Origin of the sequence: Amycolatopsis sp. DSM 110486, assembly GCF_019468465.1 — a bacterium.
Lineage (GTDB): Bacteria > Actinomycetota > Actinomycetes > Mycobacteriales > Pseudonocardiaceae > Amycolatopsis.
Window position 1 is genome coordinate 2,021,316 of record NZ_CP080519.1, and the last position, 13,486, is coordinate 2,034,801.

The following is a 13,486-nucleotide window of genomic DNA, read 5'->3' on the forward strand; positions in this document are numbered from 1 at the left end:
AGGTCCTCACACCCGCTCGATGATGGTCGCGACGCCCATGCCGCCGCCGATGCACAGGGTCACCAGGGCGCGGCGCGCCTGGCGGCGTTCCAGCTCGTCGACCACGGTGCCGACCAGCATCGCGCCGGTGGCGCCGAGCGGGTGGCCCATGGCGATCGCGCCGCCGTTGACGTTGACCTTCTCCTCGGGCAGGTGCAGGTCCTTCATCCACTTGAGCACGACGGAGGCGAAGGCCTCGTTGAGCTCCCACAGGTCGATGTCGTCCGGGGTCAGGCCCGCGGTCTTGAGCACCTTCTGCGTGGCCGGCGTGGGGCCGGTGAGCATGATCGTCGGCTCCGAGCCGATGGCGGCGGTGGCGACGATGCGCGCCTTCGGCGTGAGGCCGAAGGTCTTGCCGACCTCTTCGCTGCCGACGAGCACGATGGCCGCGCCGTCGACGATGCCGGAGGAGTTGCCGCCCGTGTGGACGTGGTCGATCTTCTCGACCTGGTGGTACTTCTGCAGCGCGACGGCGTCGAAGCCGCCCATGTCGCCGATCGCGGTGAACGCGGCCTTGAGCTTGCCCAGGCCCTCGACGGTCGAGCCGGGGCGACGGTGCTCGTCGTGGTCGAGGATCGTGACGCCGTTGATGTCCTTCACCGGCACCACGGACTTCGCGAAGTACCCGCCTGACCAGGCCGCCTCGGCCTTCTCCTGCGAGCGCACCGCGAACCGGTCGACGTCCTCGCGGCTGAAGCCCTCCATCGTCGCGATGAGGTCGGCGCCGATGCCCTGCGGCACGATGTACTCGTCGTACGCCGTGGTCGGGTCCATGAACAGCGCGCCGCCGTCGGAACCCATCGGCACGCGCGACATGGACTCCACGCCGCCGGCGATGATCAGCTGGTCCCAGCCCGAGCGCACCTTCTGGGCCGCGATGTTGGTGGCCTCCAGGCCCGACGCGCAGAAGCGGTTGAGTTGCACGCCCGCGACCGTCTCCGGCAGGCCGGACACGAGGGCGGCGGTGCGCGCGATGTCGGCGCCCTGCTCACCCACCGGCGAGACCACGCCGAGCACGATGTCGTCGATCGCCTTCGGGTCGAGGTTCGGGTGGCGGACCTTGAGCTCTTCGATCAGCCCGACCACCAGGTCGAGCGGCTTGGTGCCGTGGAGGGCACCGCCCTTGTTCTTACCTCGAGGCGTGCGCATCGCCTCGTAGATGTAGGCCTCGCTACTCACTGAACACTCCTCCGCGCAGCGGCGTGGTTGGACACTTCGGTGTATCTCACGGCCGAGCATACCGAGCCATGGGTGCTAATGCCCATTAACATAAGCCTGGCGAACCCGATGGTGTCAATGGGTTGCCGGTGTTCCGATTAGCGCTATCGTCGGTTCACCATGAGTACTCCAGCCCGCGGGTCGCGCCCCCGCGACCGCAAGGCCCAGCTCGCCGCGGTCGCGGCCGGGCTGTTCCGCGCGCGCGGCTTCCACGGCGTCGGCATCAACGACATCGCGGCCGCGGCGGGCGTCACGGGGCCGGCGCTGTACCGGCACTTCGCGGACAAGCAGGCGATCCTGGCGTACGTCGTGCTGGCCGGGATCGACGACATGGAGGCGGTGACCGCTTCGGCGTTGTCGGGTGGGCCTGACCAGCTGGAAGTGCTGCTGACGGGGCTGGCCACGCAGGCTGTCGAACGGCGCGAGATCGCTGCTTTGTGGCGCTGGGAAGGCCCTCATCTGCCACGCGACGAGCGGCGGGAGATCCGGCGGCGGTCTGGTGCGGTACTCGACGCGTGGACGAAGGCGCTGCTGGAAGTCCGCCCTTCGCTGACAACCGACGACGCCGAATTTCTCTGTTGGGGCGCGCTGTCGGTGTTCGGCAGCGTGGCTGTACACCACACGACGGTGGCCCGTCGCCGGTTCGTTCCGCTGCTCGTCGAGCTCGCGTTGGCTGTGCTCAACACCACACTGCCGTCGGCCGGTCTGGTGGAGCCCGTCCGCAACGGCCTCGGCACCCCGTCCCGCCGCGAACAGGTCCTGGCCGCCGCGACCACACTGTTCGCCGAACGCGGCTTCCACGCGGTGAGCATGGAGGACATCGGCGCAGCGGCCGGGATCGCCGGACCCAGCGTCTACCGGCATTTCCCCAGCAAAGCGGCCCTGATGGTCGCCATCGGACACCGGGCGGCGGACCGGCTCGCCCTGGCCGCCGAGCAGGCGATGCGCGCCCCCGACGAACGCACGGCACTGCGCCGGCTGGCGGCTTCGTACGTCCACACGCTCCTGCACACGCCTGAGCTACTGGTCTCCTTCACGGGCGACCGCGTCACCATGCCGGACCGCGACAAGGCCGATTTGCTGCGCGTGCAGCGGGACTACGTGGACTCCTGGGTGGCACTGCTGTCGACGATCTCGCCCACCCTGCCGGCCCGCGAGGCGAAAATCCGGGTGCACGCGGCGCTGACGATCGCCAACGACCTCACGAGAACCCGGCGGGTGAGCGGGCGGCCGCGGTTCGAGGCGGAGTTGACGGCGTTGCTGCACGCGGTGCTGGAGTACTGAAGAAGCTCTAGGCGAAATCGCTCCCCCTCACCGCATCGGCGTGCGAGCATGCCGAGTGCCCACCGGACGAAGGCTGCACCTGGTCACGGCGGACGAAGGACATCGGGTGTCGACGCTCGAACTGTTCTTCGACCTCGTGTTCGTGTACGCGATCACGCAGACGACCCAGCTGATGGCCGACCACCTGAGCCCGCTCGGCGTTGTCGAGGGGCTGTTGGTGCTGGCGGTGCTGTGGTGGTGCTGGTGCTGCTACGCCTGGCTAGGCACGACGATCCACGTGGACCACGGCATCGCGCGGCTCGCGATGTTCGGGGCGATGGGCGTGATGTTCCTGCTTTCGCTCACGGTGCCGGAGGCGTTCACGGACCGGCCGGGTGGGCTGGACGGGCCGTTGCTGTTCGTCGGGTGTTACGCGATCGTGCGGGTGCTGCACGAGGTCGCGTACCTGGGCGCGGCGCGGCACGACCCGGAGTTGCAGGGCGTGCTGCTGCGGATGTTGCGCGGGCTGGTGCCGAGCATCGGGTTGCTGGTGCTGGCGGCGTTCCTCGCCGGGCCGTGGCAGCTGGTGCTGTGGGTGGTCGCGCTGACCGTGGACTACGTGAACGTCTACTTCTCCGGCCCCGCCGGCTGGCGGCTCAACTCGCCGGCGCATTTCGCGGAGCGGTTCGGGCTGATCGTGATCATCGCGCTCGGCGAATCGATCGTGGCGATCGGGATCGGCATCGGGCCGGTGCCCATGACGTGGCTGATCGCCGGCTGCGCGCTGTGCGGCGTCGCACTCGCCGCGGGCATGTGGTGGACCTATTTCGACGTGGTCGCGCGCGTCGCCGAGCGCCGGCTCGCGGGCGCGAAGGGCGTGGAGCGCACGAAGCTCGCGACGGATTCGTACACGTTCCTGCACCTGCCGCTGATCGCGGGGATCGTGCTCGTGGCGCTGGGCCTGAAGAAGGCGTTCCTCTACCTGTCCGACACTGCGCACCACCTACCCGGCGAGGCGCTGCACGGCGTGCCCATCTGGGCGCTCACCGGCGGGCTCGCGTTGTATCTCGTGGCGCTGAGTGCGTTGCGGCGGCGGAACGTCGGCAGCTGGAACGTCCAACGGCTCGTACTCGCCGCCGTGCTGCTCGGGGTCACGCCGCTGCTGGAGCACACCCCCGCGGCGGTGGCTGTGGTCACCGTCGCCGTGGCGGTGCTGGGGCTGGTCGCGTTCGAGCGGATGGCCTGGGTGCGGCGGCAGGTCCCCCTGCCGCCGCGTTGACCAGCGAGCCTCAGCTCACCAGGTAGTTGCCGGCGACGTCGGGTTTGGTCGGGTGGTAGTAGTCCACGATGCCGTCCGACCAGACGGACACCGCAATTCGATCTTCGGCGTCCGGGCCGAATACGTCGAACAAGGCGTCGATGTTGGCCGGACTGAAACCGATGGCGAGCATCAAAGCGGTGAAAAGCGGACGTTCGATAAGGCCGTCGCCGTCGGGGTCGCCGAGGGCGGACAACGCGTGAGCGAAGTCGGTGACGGTGTCGTCGAACTTTTCGGGAGACAGGACGCACGCGGTGAACTCGTCGTAGCTCACCTTGCCGTCGCGGTTGGCGTCGAGCTCGCGCTCGACGGTGGTCCACCACTTGGCAAAGGAGGCTCTCAGCGCCGCCTTCGCTTCGGGACCCGAGCCGTCGGCCACCTGCTCGACGCGGTCGGACATAGCCGTGAAGTCGCTCCCCTCCAAGAATCCGCTGTGATCGACATCGAACAATTCGAAAACGACCTTTACCCGATCTTCGGCAGTGACGGTCATGACTCCCCATATGATTCCGGCGGAAATTCCACACCGAAGTGTGCCGAGACCCAGGTAACCATGAAACCGTTTCCACACTAAAGAGTGCAATTGCCGTCACCCGGCGAATTCACCGGAGAAGCGCAGCAGTTCGGCCGTTCGAACCGGCACCGGTGACGCACTGCCACGCGAGGCCCGCCGGCCCGTGCTAACCTACTCGCGAGTAGGTAACCCGAGGGGGAGGCCACATGGCTGCGGCGAGGAAACGAGACGCGATGGGCTTCGGCCTGGCCGCGCTCACCCGGCTGGCCGGGAGCAGCGTGATCGACAGGGCCGGGCTGCGCGGGCCGGTGCAGAACCTGGTCAAAGCGGGCACCCGCAACGGTTTCCGCGCGGCGGGGGCGGCCACGCGGTCGTTCAAGTCGGTGCGGCGGCTCGGCAAACCCGCGCGGCTGGCCCCCGCGCAGGAAGTCACCGGGCTGTTCGACCTCACGCCGAGCGAAGACCAGCAGCTCATCGTGGAGACGGTGACCGAGTTCGCCGCCGAGCAGCTGCGGCCCGCCGCCGCGGACGCCGACGCCAAGCTCGCGGCGCCCGAAGGCCTGCTCACGCGTGCGGCCGAGCTCGGCATCAGCCTCGTCGGCATCCCCGAGGAGCTGGGCGGGGCGGGCACCGAGCGGTCCGTCGTCACCAACGCGCTCGTCGCCGAGGCCCTCGCGCACGGCGACATGGGGCTGGCCGTGGCCGTGCTCGCGCCGTCCGCGGTGAGCACGGCGCTCGTGGCCTGGGGCGACGAGCAGCAGCAGGCCGACTACGTGCCCGCGTTCGCCGGCGACCAGGTGCCCGCGGCGGCACTGGCGCTGCTGGAGCGCACGCCGCTGTTCGACCCGTTCAAGCCCGCCACGAAGGCCAAGCGCACGCCGAAGGGTTACCAGCTCGACGGCGTGAAGTCGCTGGTCCCGCGCGCGGCGGAGGCAGAGTTGTTCCTCGTCTCGGCCGATCTCGAAGGCCGCGGCCCGGCGCTGTTCCTCGTGGAATCGTCGTCGGCGGGCGTCACGGTGGAGGCCGAGCCGGCGATGGGCCTGCGTGGCGCCGCGACCGGCAAGCTGCACCTGGAGAAGGTCGCGCTGCCGGCGGGCGCGTTGCTGGGCGGCGGGAAGGCCGACGTGTTCACCGAGGTCGTGCGCCTCTCGCGGCTGGGCTGGGCGGCGCTCGCGGCGGGGACGGCGAAGGCCGTGCTCGACTACGTGGTGCCGTACGTGAACGAGCGCACCGCGTTCGGCGAGCCGATCAGCCACCGGCAGGCGGTGGCGTTCTCCGTCGCCGACATCGCCATCGAGCTCGAGGGCCTGCGCCTGGTCACGCTGCGCGCGGCGGCGCGGGCGGAGCAGGGCAAGGACTACGCGCGGGAGGCCGCGCTGGCGCGCAAGCTGGCCGTGGACAAGGGCATGCGCATCGGCAACGCGGGCGTGCAGTTGCTGGGCGGGCACGGCTTCGTGAAGGAGCACCCCGTGGAGCGCTGGTACCGGGACTTGCGAGCGATCGGCGTGATGGAAGGCGCCGTCCTCCTCTAGAAAGGCTTTCGATGATCAACCTCGAAGTTCCGAAGAAGGCCGGCACGCTGATCAACCAGGCGTACCAGGCCGCGGCCCAAGTGTTCCGGCCGATCTCGCGCAAGTACGACCGCGCCGAACACACCTACCCCGCCGAGCTCGACATGTTCGCGGCCCTGCTCGACGGCCTCAACTCCTCCGGCGAGGGCGGCGCCGGCGCGGCGGGCGTGCGCCGTTCTCGTGACTCGGCTGGCGACGGGAACCGCAACGGCGCCAACCTCAACGTCGTTCTCGGCACGATCGAGATGTGCTGGGGTGACGTCGGTTTGCTGCTGTCCATGCCACGCCAGGGCCTGGGCAACGCGGCCATCAGCTCCGTCGCGACGGACGAGCAGCTCTCCCGTTTTTCCGGCTTGTGGGCCGCCATGGCCATCACCGAGCCCGACTGCGGCTCCGACTCCGCCGCCATCACCACCACCGCCGTCCTCGACGGCGACGACTACGTGCTCAACGGCGAGAAGATCTTCGTGACATCGGGCCAGCGCGCGGACGCCGTGGTGGTTTGGGCCACTTTGGACCGTACGAAGGGCCGCGCGGCGATCAAGTCCTTTGTGGTCGAGAGGGGCACGCCGGGCTTCGAAGTCGTTCGCGTGGAACACAAGCTGGGCATCCGCGCGTCCGACACGGCCGTGCTGCGCTTCGAAAACTGCCGCGTCCCCCGCGAGAACCTGTTGGGCACGCCGGACATCGACACCGCCAAGGGCTTCGCGGGCGTCATGCAGACGTTCGACAACACGCGGCCGCTGGTCGCGGCCATGGCGGTGGGCGTCGCCCGCGCCGCACTGGAGGAGACCCGCCGGATCCTGTCGTCCGCAGGCGTCACGATCGACTACGACCGCCCCCCACAGCACCCGGCCGCCGCCACCTGGCTCGAACTGGAGGCCGACTTCGAGTCCGCGTACCTCCTGACGCTGGAATCGGCGTGGATGGCGGACAACCGCAAGCCCAACTCCCTGCAGGCCTCCATGGCGAAGGCCAAAGCCGGCCGGACGGTCGTCGACGTGACCCTGAAGTGCGTCGAGCTGGCCGGCGTGTACGGATACACGGAGGAATCGCTGCTGGAGAAGTGGGCTCGGGACGCGAAAATCCTGGACATCTTCGAGGGGACGCAGCAGATCCAGCAGCTGATCGTGGCTCGGCGAGTGTTGGGGAAGACTTCGGCGCAGCTCAAGTAGGCCCACATCCGCTCAGCCCTGCTCCGGCTTCAGCGTCACATAGTCTACCAACAAAGGGAAGCCTAAGCTAACATCCGCGGCAGGACGACGATGCTCCTGGAGCGCCCGAGATCCGCCGCGACCGCGATCGAAGACGCGCTCACCCGGCGAGGCTTCCTCGCCGGCGGGATCGGCGTGGGTGCTTTGTTCACTTTGCCCGCCTGCTCCGCGCAGCCGGCCGCGCCCGCCACCACCAAGACGCGCCGGGTGTCCACTGTGAACGGTCCCGTGGACGTTCCCGAGCAGGCGCAGCGGGTGGTGACGCTCGGCAGCTTCACGATGGGCGCCGCGTTCGATCTCGGGCGGACGCCGGTCGGGGTGTACAGCGCGGGTGAGCAGTACGTGGAGCCGCAGTTCGTGGAGAAGTGGCGGCCGATCACGAAAATTTCCAAGGGCACCGTCGGTGGTTCGATCGACCTCGAGAAGGTCGCGACGCTCAAGCCCGACCTCATCCTCGGCATCGACGGCGCCAAGCCGCCCTACGAGCAGCTCAAGCAGATCGCCCCGACGGTGATCCTGCCGTTCAACAACTCGAAGGTCCCGTGGCGCGACATGAGCGACGCGAGCGCCGAAGCGCTCGGCCTCGGCAACGCGCTGCAGGGCCTGCAGCAGCGCTACACCGACCGCACCGCCGCGATCAAGCGCGACCACGCCGACGTGCTCGCCCGCGTCCACTGGGGCATCATCCAGGGCGGCTTCGACCAGGGCCAGTTCTGGGTCTACGGCCCGAAATCCCCCATCGGCGGCATCCTCGCCGACGCCGGCGTGCAGTTCGCCACGGCGTCGACCAAGGCGGTGCAGCAGCAGACCGTTTCCTACGAGCTCATCGAAGACCTGCGCGACGCCGACGCGATCTTCTACTACTCCACCACCGCCGACAAGCCCGCCAACCTCGGCCCGGAACTGTTCGACCAGACGGCTTTCACCACGCTGCCCGCCACGAAGGCCAACCACCTCTACGGCTCGGTCTACTTCCTGCCCAACTGCTACAGCGACGCACTCGGCGCCCTCGACGCATTCGAAAAGGCACTCACCGCGCTTATGTGAGTTTTTCCCCAACCCAACCCAAAATTCGCGGCTTACGAGCAGAATATCGGATTGATCTCCTGCCGATCGATTTCGACCCGTTTGCCTTAACCTTCCCGGCATGACGAATCCTGGGGAGTACGGCCCACCCAAGGGCCTGGGACAGGCGCGGATCTTCATGTGGATCCAGGTCGCCTTCAGCGTGCTCGGCTCGATCCTGATCGGGGCCGTCGCGGGCGCCTCCGCCGGGGGTTTCGCCGGGGTGCTGCTGGTGATCGTGGTGATCAACATCGTGATGGCGATCGCTCTTGCCGCCTGCGCGATCGTGCTCCCGCAAGGCAAGCAGTGGGCGTTCGTGACCGCCATCGTGGTCGAGGCCGTGATCATCATCAACGGCATCGTCACGCTGATCAGCAGCGGCTTTTCCGGCGTTTTGCCGCTGGTGTTCGCAGCCCTCGCCCTGCGTGGTCTGCTGCAGCGTGAAGTGCGTGATTGGATCACCGCTCGCAACGGTCAGGCGCCGGCGGTCTGAGCCGACGAAAAAGGGGCACCGGTTCCAGCCGGTGCCCCTTTTTTGCCGTCAGATGCGATCGTCGAGGAATTCGTCCAGATAAGTCCACGTGGTGCCCCGCGCTTTTCGCCCGGTCAGCACGCCGAGGTGGCCGCCGGGCGCGGTGCGGAAGCGCACTTCCGGCGCGTTTTCCAGCAGCCGCACCACGCGTTCCACCGAAGCCTGCGGGGCGATCGTGTCGTTCTCACCCGCGACGACGAGTACCGGAGCCTTCACGTCCGACAGGCTGATCTTGCGCCCGTTGAGGTCGACGGTGCCCTCGGCGAGGTCGTTGGTGCGGAAGAGCCGGTGGTAGAGCTGCCCGAACGTGCGGCCCGGGTAGGCGTACATGTTGTCCATGAAGTGGTCCACGGCCTCGATCTGCGCGAGGTAGTCGCGGTCGTCGAGGTGCGAGAGGATCGCGATGGGCTTCGTGATCTCCTTGCTGATGCCCGTCGCGCGGAACACGCGGGTGACCAAATAGGACGGTGCGCCGCCGAACGCGCGGTAGATCGGCGTGAGCAGGTGGCCGCCGGTGAGGTCGACGAGCGGGCGGAACGGCGCCACGATCGGGATCGCCGCGAAGTCGACCGGCGACGCGATGGCGGTGACGGACTCGATCGGCAGCTCGGGCTGGTCGGCGTTCACCAGCAGCGAGAAGATCCCGCCCAGCGACCACGACACCAGGTGCACGCCCTCGCCGCCCGCGTCCTCACTGACCTTGCGGATCGCGCGCGGCAGCACCTCGTCGATCCAGTGCTCGATGCCGAGGCGCCGGTCGGAGAACGCGACGTTGCCGTAGTCGACGAGGTAGACGTTGCGCCCGGCCTCCACCAGGTGCTCGATCAGGCTGCAGCCGCGGCGCAGGTCGAAGCACAGCGCGGGCGCGGCCAGCGGCGGCACGAGCAGGATCGGCGGCCCCGACACCGGCGCGCCGCTGTGGGTCATCCGGTACAGCGAGCGGTTCGGGCCCTGGTCGATGAGCACCCGGGGCATCGGGCGCAGGTCGGCGACGCCGCCGTGCAGCACCTTCCCCACGACGTTCGACGCCGCTGCGGCCAGCCGTGCCGTGGGTGAAACCATGTGTGCCTCCTGAGCTCGACCTCTCGGAGGCAATCTTGCCCGTGGCCGGGGGTGGCATCAACACCGCCACACTTGCAAGCACCCGGCAAGCACGTCCATTTCGGACAGTCTTCGGTGACCGGGAACCCTAGTTCCCCGCGTCGGCCGCCGGAGCGCTCTGAGCAGCGCGGGACTCGTATTCCGCCCGCGCCGGAGAATGCGCGGCCGACGCCAGCAGCTGATCACCGCCGAGCGCGCGCACGAACCATTCGCCGAACGCGCGCGGGAACAGCCGCGTGATCCGGCCAGTGAAATCCAGGGATTTCGGCACGAAAACATCGAACTTCGGGTATTTCAGGGCATCCGCGATCGCCGCCGCGACGTCTTCGGGCCCCACGGACTTGATGAACTTCGCCTCGCCGAGCCCGGACGCCAGCTCCGTGCGCACCACCGCCGGCATCACGCACGACACCGACACGCCCGTACCGCGCAGCTCGAGGTGCACCGCCTCCGACAGCCCGACCACGGCGTGCTTGGTCGCGCAGTACGTGGCCGCGCCCGGGAACCCGGACTTCCCGGCCATCGAAGCGATGTTCACGATGTGCCCGGTCCGCCGCGGCTTCATCCGCTTCACGGCTTCGCGCGTGCCGTGGATGACCGCGTGCAGATTGATCTCCAGCATCCGCCGCGTCGCCGCGTCGTCCTCCTCGTCGAGCGGCGCCAGCGGCATGATGCCGGCGTTGTTGATCAGCACGTCGATGGGCCCGACCTGGCGCTCGACCTCGTCGAGGAACTCGGTGAACGCTTTCGTGTCGGTCACGTCCAGCGCCAGCGCGACGGCCTCCGGCCCCAGCTCACCGGCCGTCTTCTCCGCGCGGACGTGGTCGAGGTCGCCCAGCACCACCCGCGCGCCGAGCCGCTTGAGCGCGGTGGCCGTTGCGGCCCCGATGCCCTGCGCGCCACCGGTGATGACGATGACCTTTCCGGACAGCGTTCGCGGCTGCTTGGCCATGGCTGGCTCCTCTTGCTTCGGGGCACTGTTGGCGTCGTGTCAATATCGTGCCCCGGCGCGGCACCGAGCGCCAGCCGACTGCCCCGATCAGAGGCGTCGCTCGAAGACCTGACCGATCCAGCCGTCGACGTCGAAGCGGACCGTCGGCGTGAAGCCCTGGCCCTCGTAGTAGCGCTGCAGCTCACCGTCGCCGCCGGCCCAGCAGTCGACGCGCACGAGGCCGATGCCGCGTTTCCGGGCTTCCTCCAGCGAGTGCTCCAGCAGCCGCGCGCCCACCCGGTGACCCGCGAACCGGCGCGACGTGATGAGCAGCCCGATGTACAGCTCCCGCTCCCCGGCCGGCGGCACGTACTTCGGGCATTCCTCGCGGACGATCAACGCCCCCGCGGGCTCACCGTCGACCTCGGCGATGCCGAGACCCGGCTCCGTCGCCATGTCGGCCACGCGCGAGCCCCGGTGCGGAATGCCGCTCCACGGCTGATCACCCCACTGACCGGCGCTGCCGCGCGCGACCAGCCACTCGACCGCCTCGTCGAAGAAGCGCAGCAACGTGTCGGCGTCGCCGGGTTCGCCTGGGCGGATCGTGAAAGTCCCCATCCTCGACGTTGTACCCCTAGGGCAGTGTCAGGACCAGCGGCCCGGCCTCGGTGATCGCGACGGTGTGCTCCGAGTGCGACGCGCGGGTGCCGTCGGTGGTGTGGACGGTCCAGCCGTCGTCGGCGTGCCGGTAGTCGTCGAGGCCGCCGCGGGTGAACATGGGCTCGAGGGCGAGGACCAGGCCGGGCCGCAGGCGCGGGCCGCGACCGGGGCGGCCGTCGTTGGGCACCGGCGGGTCCTCGTGCATCGCACGGCCGATGCCGTGGCCGCCGTGGTCTTCGGTGACGCCGTAACCCGACGCGCGGCCGATCGAGGCGATGGCGGCCGAAATGTCGCCCTTCTTCGCGCCGGGCCGCGCGGCCGCGATGCCTGCCGCGAGCGCCTTTTCCGTCGCGGCGATCAAGGCGAGGTCGGCCGAGTCCGCTGCGCCGACGACGAAGCTCACCGCGGCGTCGCCGTGCCAGCCGTCGATGGACGCGCCGCAGTCGATGCTCAGCAGGTCGCCGTCGCGTAGCCGGTACCGGCCGGGGATGCCGTGGACGACGGCGTCGTTGACGCTGGCGCAGATCACGCCCGGGTACGGCGTCGGCGCCCAGTTCGGGTGGTAGCCGAGGAACGACGGCTTCGCGCCGGCGTCGGCCATCACCTGAGCGGCGACGGCGTCCAGCTCGGCCAGCGAAACGCCGATGTCCGCGGCCTCCCGCACCGCAACCAGCGTCTGGGCCACCACGCGGCCCGCCTCCCGCATCACCGCGAGCTCGGTCGCGGTCTTCAGCTCCACCATGCGGATAACTATACCGGTATTACTATCCCAGCCCGTACGCTCCCGTCGTGCACATCGAAAACCGCCTGGCCGAGCTCGGCCTGCAGCTGCCGGAGCCGATGAACCCGCCGCCCGGCGTCACGCTCTCGTTTCCGTGGGTCCGCGTCTTCCGGGACCGCGCTTTCGTTTCAGGCCACGGCCCGTTGCTACCCGACGGGTCCCTCGCCGGCCCGTTCGGCAACGTCGGCGCCGAGGTCACCGAGGAACAGGCGTATGCGGCCGCCCGCCTGACCGCGCTCGCGGTGCTCACCTCACTGAAGCGCGCGCTCGGCGACCTCGACCGTGTCACGGCGTGGCTGCGCGTGTTCGGCATGGTCAACACCGCGCCCGGGTTCGCCCGCACTCCAGCCGTGGTCAACGGTTTTTCCGACCTCATCGTGCAGCTGTGGGGCGCGGACGCGGGTGACCACGCGCGCTCGGCGGTCGGCCTCGCCGAGCTGCCGTTCGGCATTCCGGTGGAGATCGAGGCGGAAGTGGCGATCGACTAACCGCCGGCGTACCCGAATCGCACCGGGGTCCCGTTCGTACCGCGGGCGGCGATGTAGCCGTCAGGACGCACGAGCAGCCAGCCGTCGCCGAGTTGCAGGTCCTCGGCCACCGGATCGGCCACGGGGCATCCGGTCAGCCCGGGCGCCGCGGGACTCGCCGTGGCGCGGTGCACGAGCAGCCAGCGCGGATCACGCAGCCGGTCGAGAAAATCGCGCCAGCCGGGCGTCTTCGCAGCCGAAGGGCCGACGCGGGTGACGCGCTCGCCGGGCGCCGGAGTTCCGGGACCGGGCGAGGTGAGCGGGCTGTCGGTATAGCGCGACGCGAGCGCCTGAGTACGGCCGATGATCTCGCGGCCCGCACTGTCCACTCCGGACTGATCGGAGAGGTCGCCGTGCATCACATAGTCGGTGATCATCGCGGTGGCGTCGAGCAGTGCGGAGCCGACCGGGACGCGTTCGAGCGAGTACGTGTCCAGCAGGGCCTCGCCGGCGTCGCCCGCGCAGGCGGCCGCCAGTTTCCAGCCCAGGTTGAACGCGTCCTGCAGCCCGGTGTTCATGCCCTGACCGCCGGCCGGACTGTGGACGTGGGCAGCGTCGCCCGCGACGAAGCAGCGGCCGGACTGCATGGTGGGGACCGCGCGTTGCCGGATGGTGAACGGTTTGATCCAGTCGCGGATCCGCACTCGCGGCCGGGCGCCCGTCGCCGCGGCGAGGCGGCCGCGGAAGCGTTCGGCGGCGGCGGCCGGAGTCTCGTCGCCGCTGGCGGTCCATGCGGTGTCGGTCAGGCGCCA

At 69.5% G+C, this 13,486-nt stretch carries 14 protein-coding genes; 7 read left to right on the forward strand and 7 right to left on the reverse strand.

Going from position 1 to position 13,486, the window contains the following annotated elements; all coding sequences use genetic code 11:
* Positions 1-6: 6 nt before the first annotated feature.
* Positions 7-1,218, reverse strand: a complete 1,212-nt coding sequence (locus K1T34_RS09765) for an acetyl-CoA C-acetyltransferase (RefSeq protein WP_220243961.1) — start codon at positions 1,216-1,218, stop codon at positions 7-9.
* Between the two features lie 159 nt (positions 1,219-1,377).
* Here K1T34_RS09765 and K1T34_RS09770 point away from each other — a divergent pair, with 159 nt between their 5' ends.
* Positions 1,378-2,541: a TetR/AcrR family transcriptional regulator gene (locus K1T34_RS09770; RefSeq protein WP_220243962.1), complete on the forward strand. Its 1,164-nt coding sequence runs from the start codon at positions 1,378-1,380 to the stop codon at positions 2,539-2,541.
* Positions 2,542-2,596: 55 nt separating this feature from the next.
* Positions 2,597-3,799 carry a low temperature requirement protein A gene (locus K1T34_RS09775; RefSeq protein ID WP_220243963.1) on the forward strand — a complete coding sequence of 401 codons (1,203 nt, stop codon included), beginning with the start codon at positions 2,597-2,599 and terminating at the stop codon, positions 3,797-3,799.
* A gap of 10 nt (positions 3,800-3,809) precedes the next feature.
* Here K1T34_RS09775 and K1T34_RS09780 read toward each other — a convergent pair whose 3' ends face one another.
* Positions 3,810-4,331, reverse strand: a complete 522-nt coding sequence (locus tag K1T34_RS09780) for an EF-hand domain-containing protein (RefSeq protein WP_220243964.1) — start codon at positions 4,329-4,331, stop codon at positions 3,810-3,812.
* A 254-nt stretch (positions 4,332-4,585) separates the two neighbouring features.
* On the opposite strand from K1T34_RS09780, the gene K1T34_RS09785 reads away from it, so the two are divergent.
* From K1T34_RS09785 to K1T34_RS09800, 4 genes are all read left to right on the forward strand, one after another.
* The gene (locus tag K1T34_RS09785; RefSeq protein WP_220247087.1) at positions 4,586-5,884 is read left to right on the forward strand and encodes an acyl-CoA dehydrogenase family protein; all 1,299 of its coding nucleotides are present in this window, start codon (positions 4,586-4,588) and stop codon (positions 5,882-5,884) included.
* 11 nt (positions 5,885-5,895) lie between these two features.
* Positions 5,896-7,098 (forward strand): acyl-CoA dehydrogenase family protein, encoded by a 1,203-nt coding sequence (locus K1T34_RS09790; RefSeq protein ID WP_220243965.1) that lies wholly within the window; start codon positions 5,896-5,898, stop codon positions 7,096-7,098.
* A gap of 90 nt (positions 7,099-7,188) precedes the next feature.
* On the forward strand, positions 7,189-8,184 hold the full coding sequence (locus K1T34_RS09795; RefSeq protein WP_220243966.1) for an ABC transporter substrate-binding protein: 996 nt from the start codon (positions 7,189-7,191) through the stop codon (positions 8,182-8,184).
* 100 nt (positions 8,185-8,284) lie between these two features.
* On the forward strand, positions 8,285-8,695 hold the full coding sequence (locus K1T34_RS09800) for a hypothetical protein (RefSeq protein WP_220243967.1): 411 nt from the start codon (positions 8,285-8,287) through the stop codon (positions 8,693-8,695).
* Positions 8,696-8,743: 48 nt separating this feature from the next.
* Here the strand turns inward: K1T34_RS09800 and K1T34_RS09805 are convergent, their stop codons facing one another.
* From K1T34_RS09805 to map, 4 genes are all read right to left on the reverse strand, one after another.
* Positions 8,744-9,796 carry an alpha/beta fold hydrolase gene (locus tag K1T34_RS09805; RefSeq protein ID WP_220243968.1) on the reverse strand — a complete coding sequence of 351 codons (1,053 nt, stop codon included), beginning with the start codon at positions 9,794-9,796 and terminating at the stop codon, positions 8,744-8,746.
* A 127-nt stretch (positions 9,797-9,923) separates the two neighbouring features.
* Complete coding sequence (locus K1T34_RS09810) at positions 9,924-10,787, reverse strand: SDR family oxidoreductase (protein WP_220243969.1); 864 nt, start codon at positions 10,785-10,787, stop codon at positions 9,924-9,926.
* Positions 10,788-10,874: 87 nt separating this feature from the next.
* On the reverse strand, positions 10,875-11,384 hold the full coding sequence (locus tag K1T34_RS09815) for a GNAT family N-acetyltransferase (protein WP_220243970.1): 510 nt from the start codon (positions 11,382-11,384) through the stop codon (positions 10,875-10,877).
* A gap of 16 nt (positions 11,385-11,400) precedes the next feature.
* The gene (gene map, locus K1T34_RS09820) at positions 11,401-12,168 is read right to left on the reverse strand and encodes a type I methionyl aminopeptidase (protein ID WP_220243971.1); all 768 of its coding nucleotides are present in this window, start codon (positions 12,166-12,168) and stop codon (positions 11,401-11,403) included.
* A 47-nt stretch (positions 12,169-12,215) separates the two neighbouring features.
* Here map and K1T34_RS09825 point away from each other — a divergent pair, with 47 nt between their 5' ends.
* The gene (locus K1T34_RS09825; protein ID WP_255638427.1) at positions 12,216-12,695 is read left to right on the forward strand and encodes a RidA family protein; all 480 of its coding nucleotides are present in this window, start codon (positions 12,216-12,218) and stop codon (positions 12,693-12,695) included.
* On the opposite strand, the gene K1T34_RS09830 is transcribed toward K1T34_RS09825, so the two are convergent.
* The gene (locus K1T34_RS09830) at positions 12,692-13,480 is read right to left on the reverse strand and encodes an FAD-dependent monooxygenase (RefSeq protein WP_255638746.1); all 789 of its coding nucleotides are present in this window, start codon (positions 13,478-13,480) and stop codon (positions 12,692-12,694) included. The genes K1T34_RS09825 and K1T34_RS09830 overlap by 4 nt on opposite strands.
* Positions 13,481-13,486 lie beyond the last annotated feature (6 nt).

Excerpts from the sequence above, each read along its gene's own strand:
- K1T34_RS09785 (WP_220247087.1), top strand. The coding sequence starts at position 4,586 with ATGGGCTTCGGCCTGGCCGCGCTCACCCGGCTGGCCGGGAGCAGCGTG.
- K1T34_RS09790 (WP_220243965.1), top strand. The coding sequence starts at position 5,896 with ATGATCAACCTCGAAGTTCCGAAGAAGGCCGGCACGCTGATCAACCAG.
- K1T34_RS09770 (WP_220243962.1), top strand. The coding sequence starts at position 1,378 with ATGAGTACTCCAGCCCGCGGGTCGCGCCCCCGCGACCGCAAGGCCCAG.
- K1T34_RS09800 (WP_220243967.1), top strand. The coding sequence starts at position 8,285 with ATGACGAATCCTGGGGAGTACGGCCCACCCAAGGGCCTGGGACAGGCG.
- K1T34_RS09780 (WP_220243964.1), bottom strand. The coding sequence starts at position 4,331 with ATGACCGTCACTGCCGAAGATCGGGTAAAGGTCGTTTTCGAATTGTTC.
- K1T34_RS09805 (WP_220243968.1), bottom strand. The coding sequence starts at position 9,796 with ATGGTTTCACCCACGGCACGGCTGGCCGCAGCGGCGTCGAACGTCGTG.
- K1T34_RS09815 (WP_220243970.1), bottom strand. The coding sequence starts at position 11,384 with ATGGGGACTTTCACGATCCGCCCAGGCGAACCCGGCGACGCCGACACG.
- K1T34_RS09795 (WP_220243966.1), top strand. The coding sequence starts at position 7,189 with ATGCTCCTGGAGCGCCCGAGATCCGCCGCGACCGCGATCGAAGACGCG.
- K1T34_RS09810 (WP_220243969.1), bottom strand. The coding sequence starts at position 10,787 with ATGGCCAAGCAGCCGCGAACGCTGTCCGGAAAGGTCATCGTCATCACC.
- map (WP_220243971.1), bottom strand. The coding sequence starts at position 12,168 with ATGGTGGAGCTGAAGACCGCGACCGAGCTCGCGGTGATGCGGGAGGCG.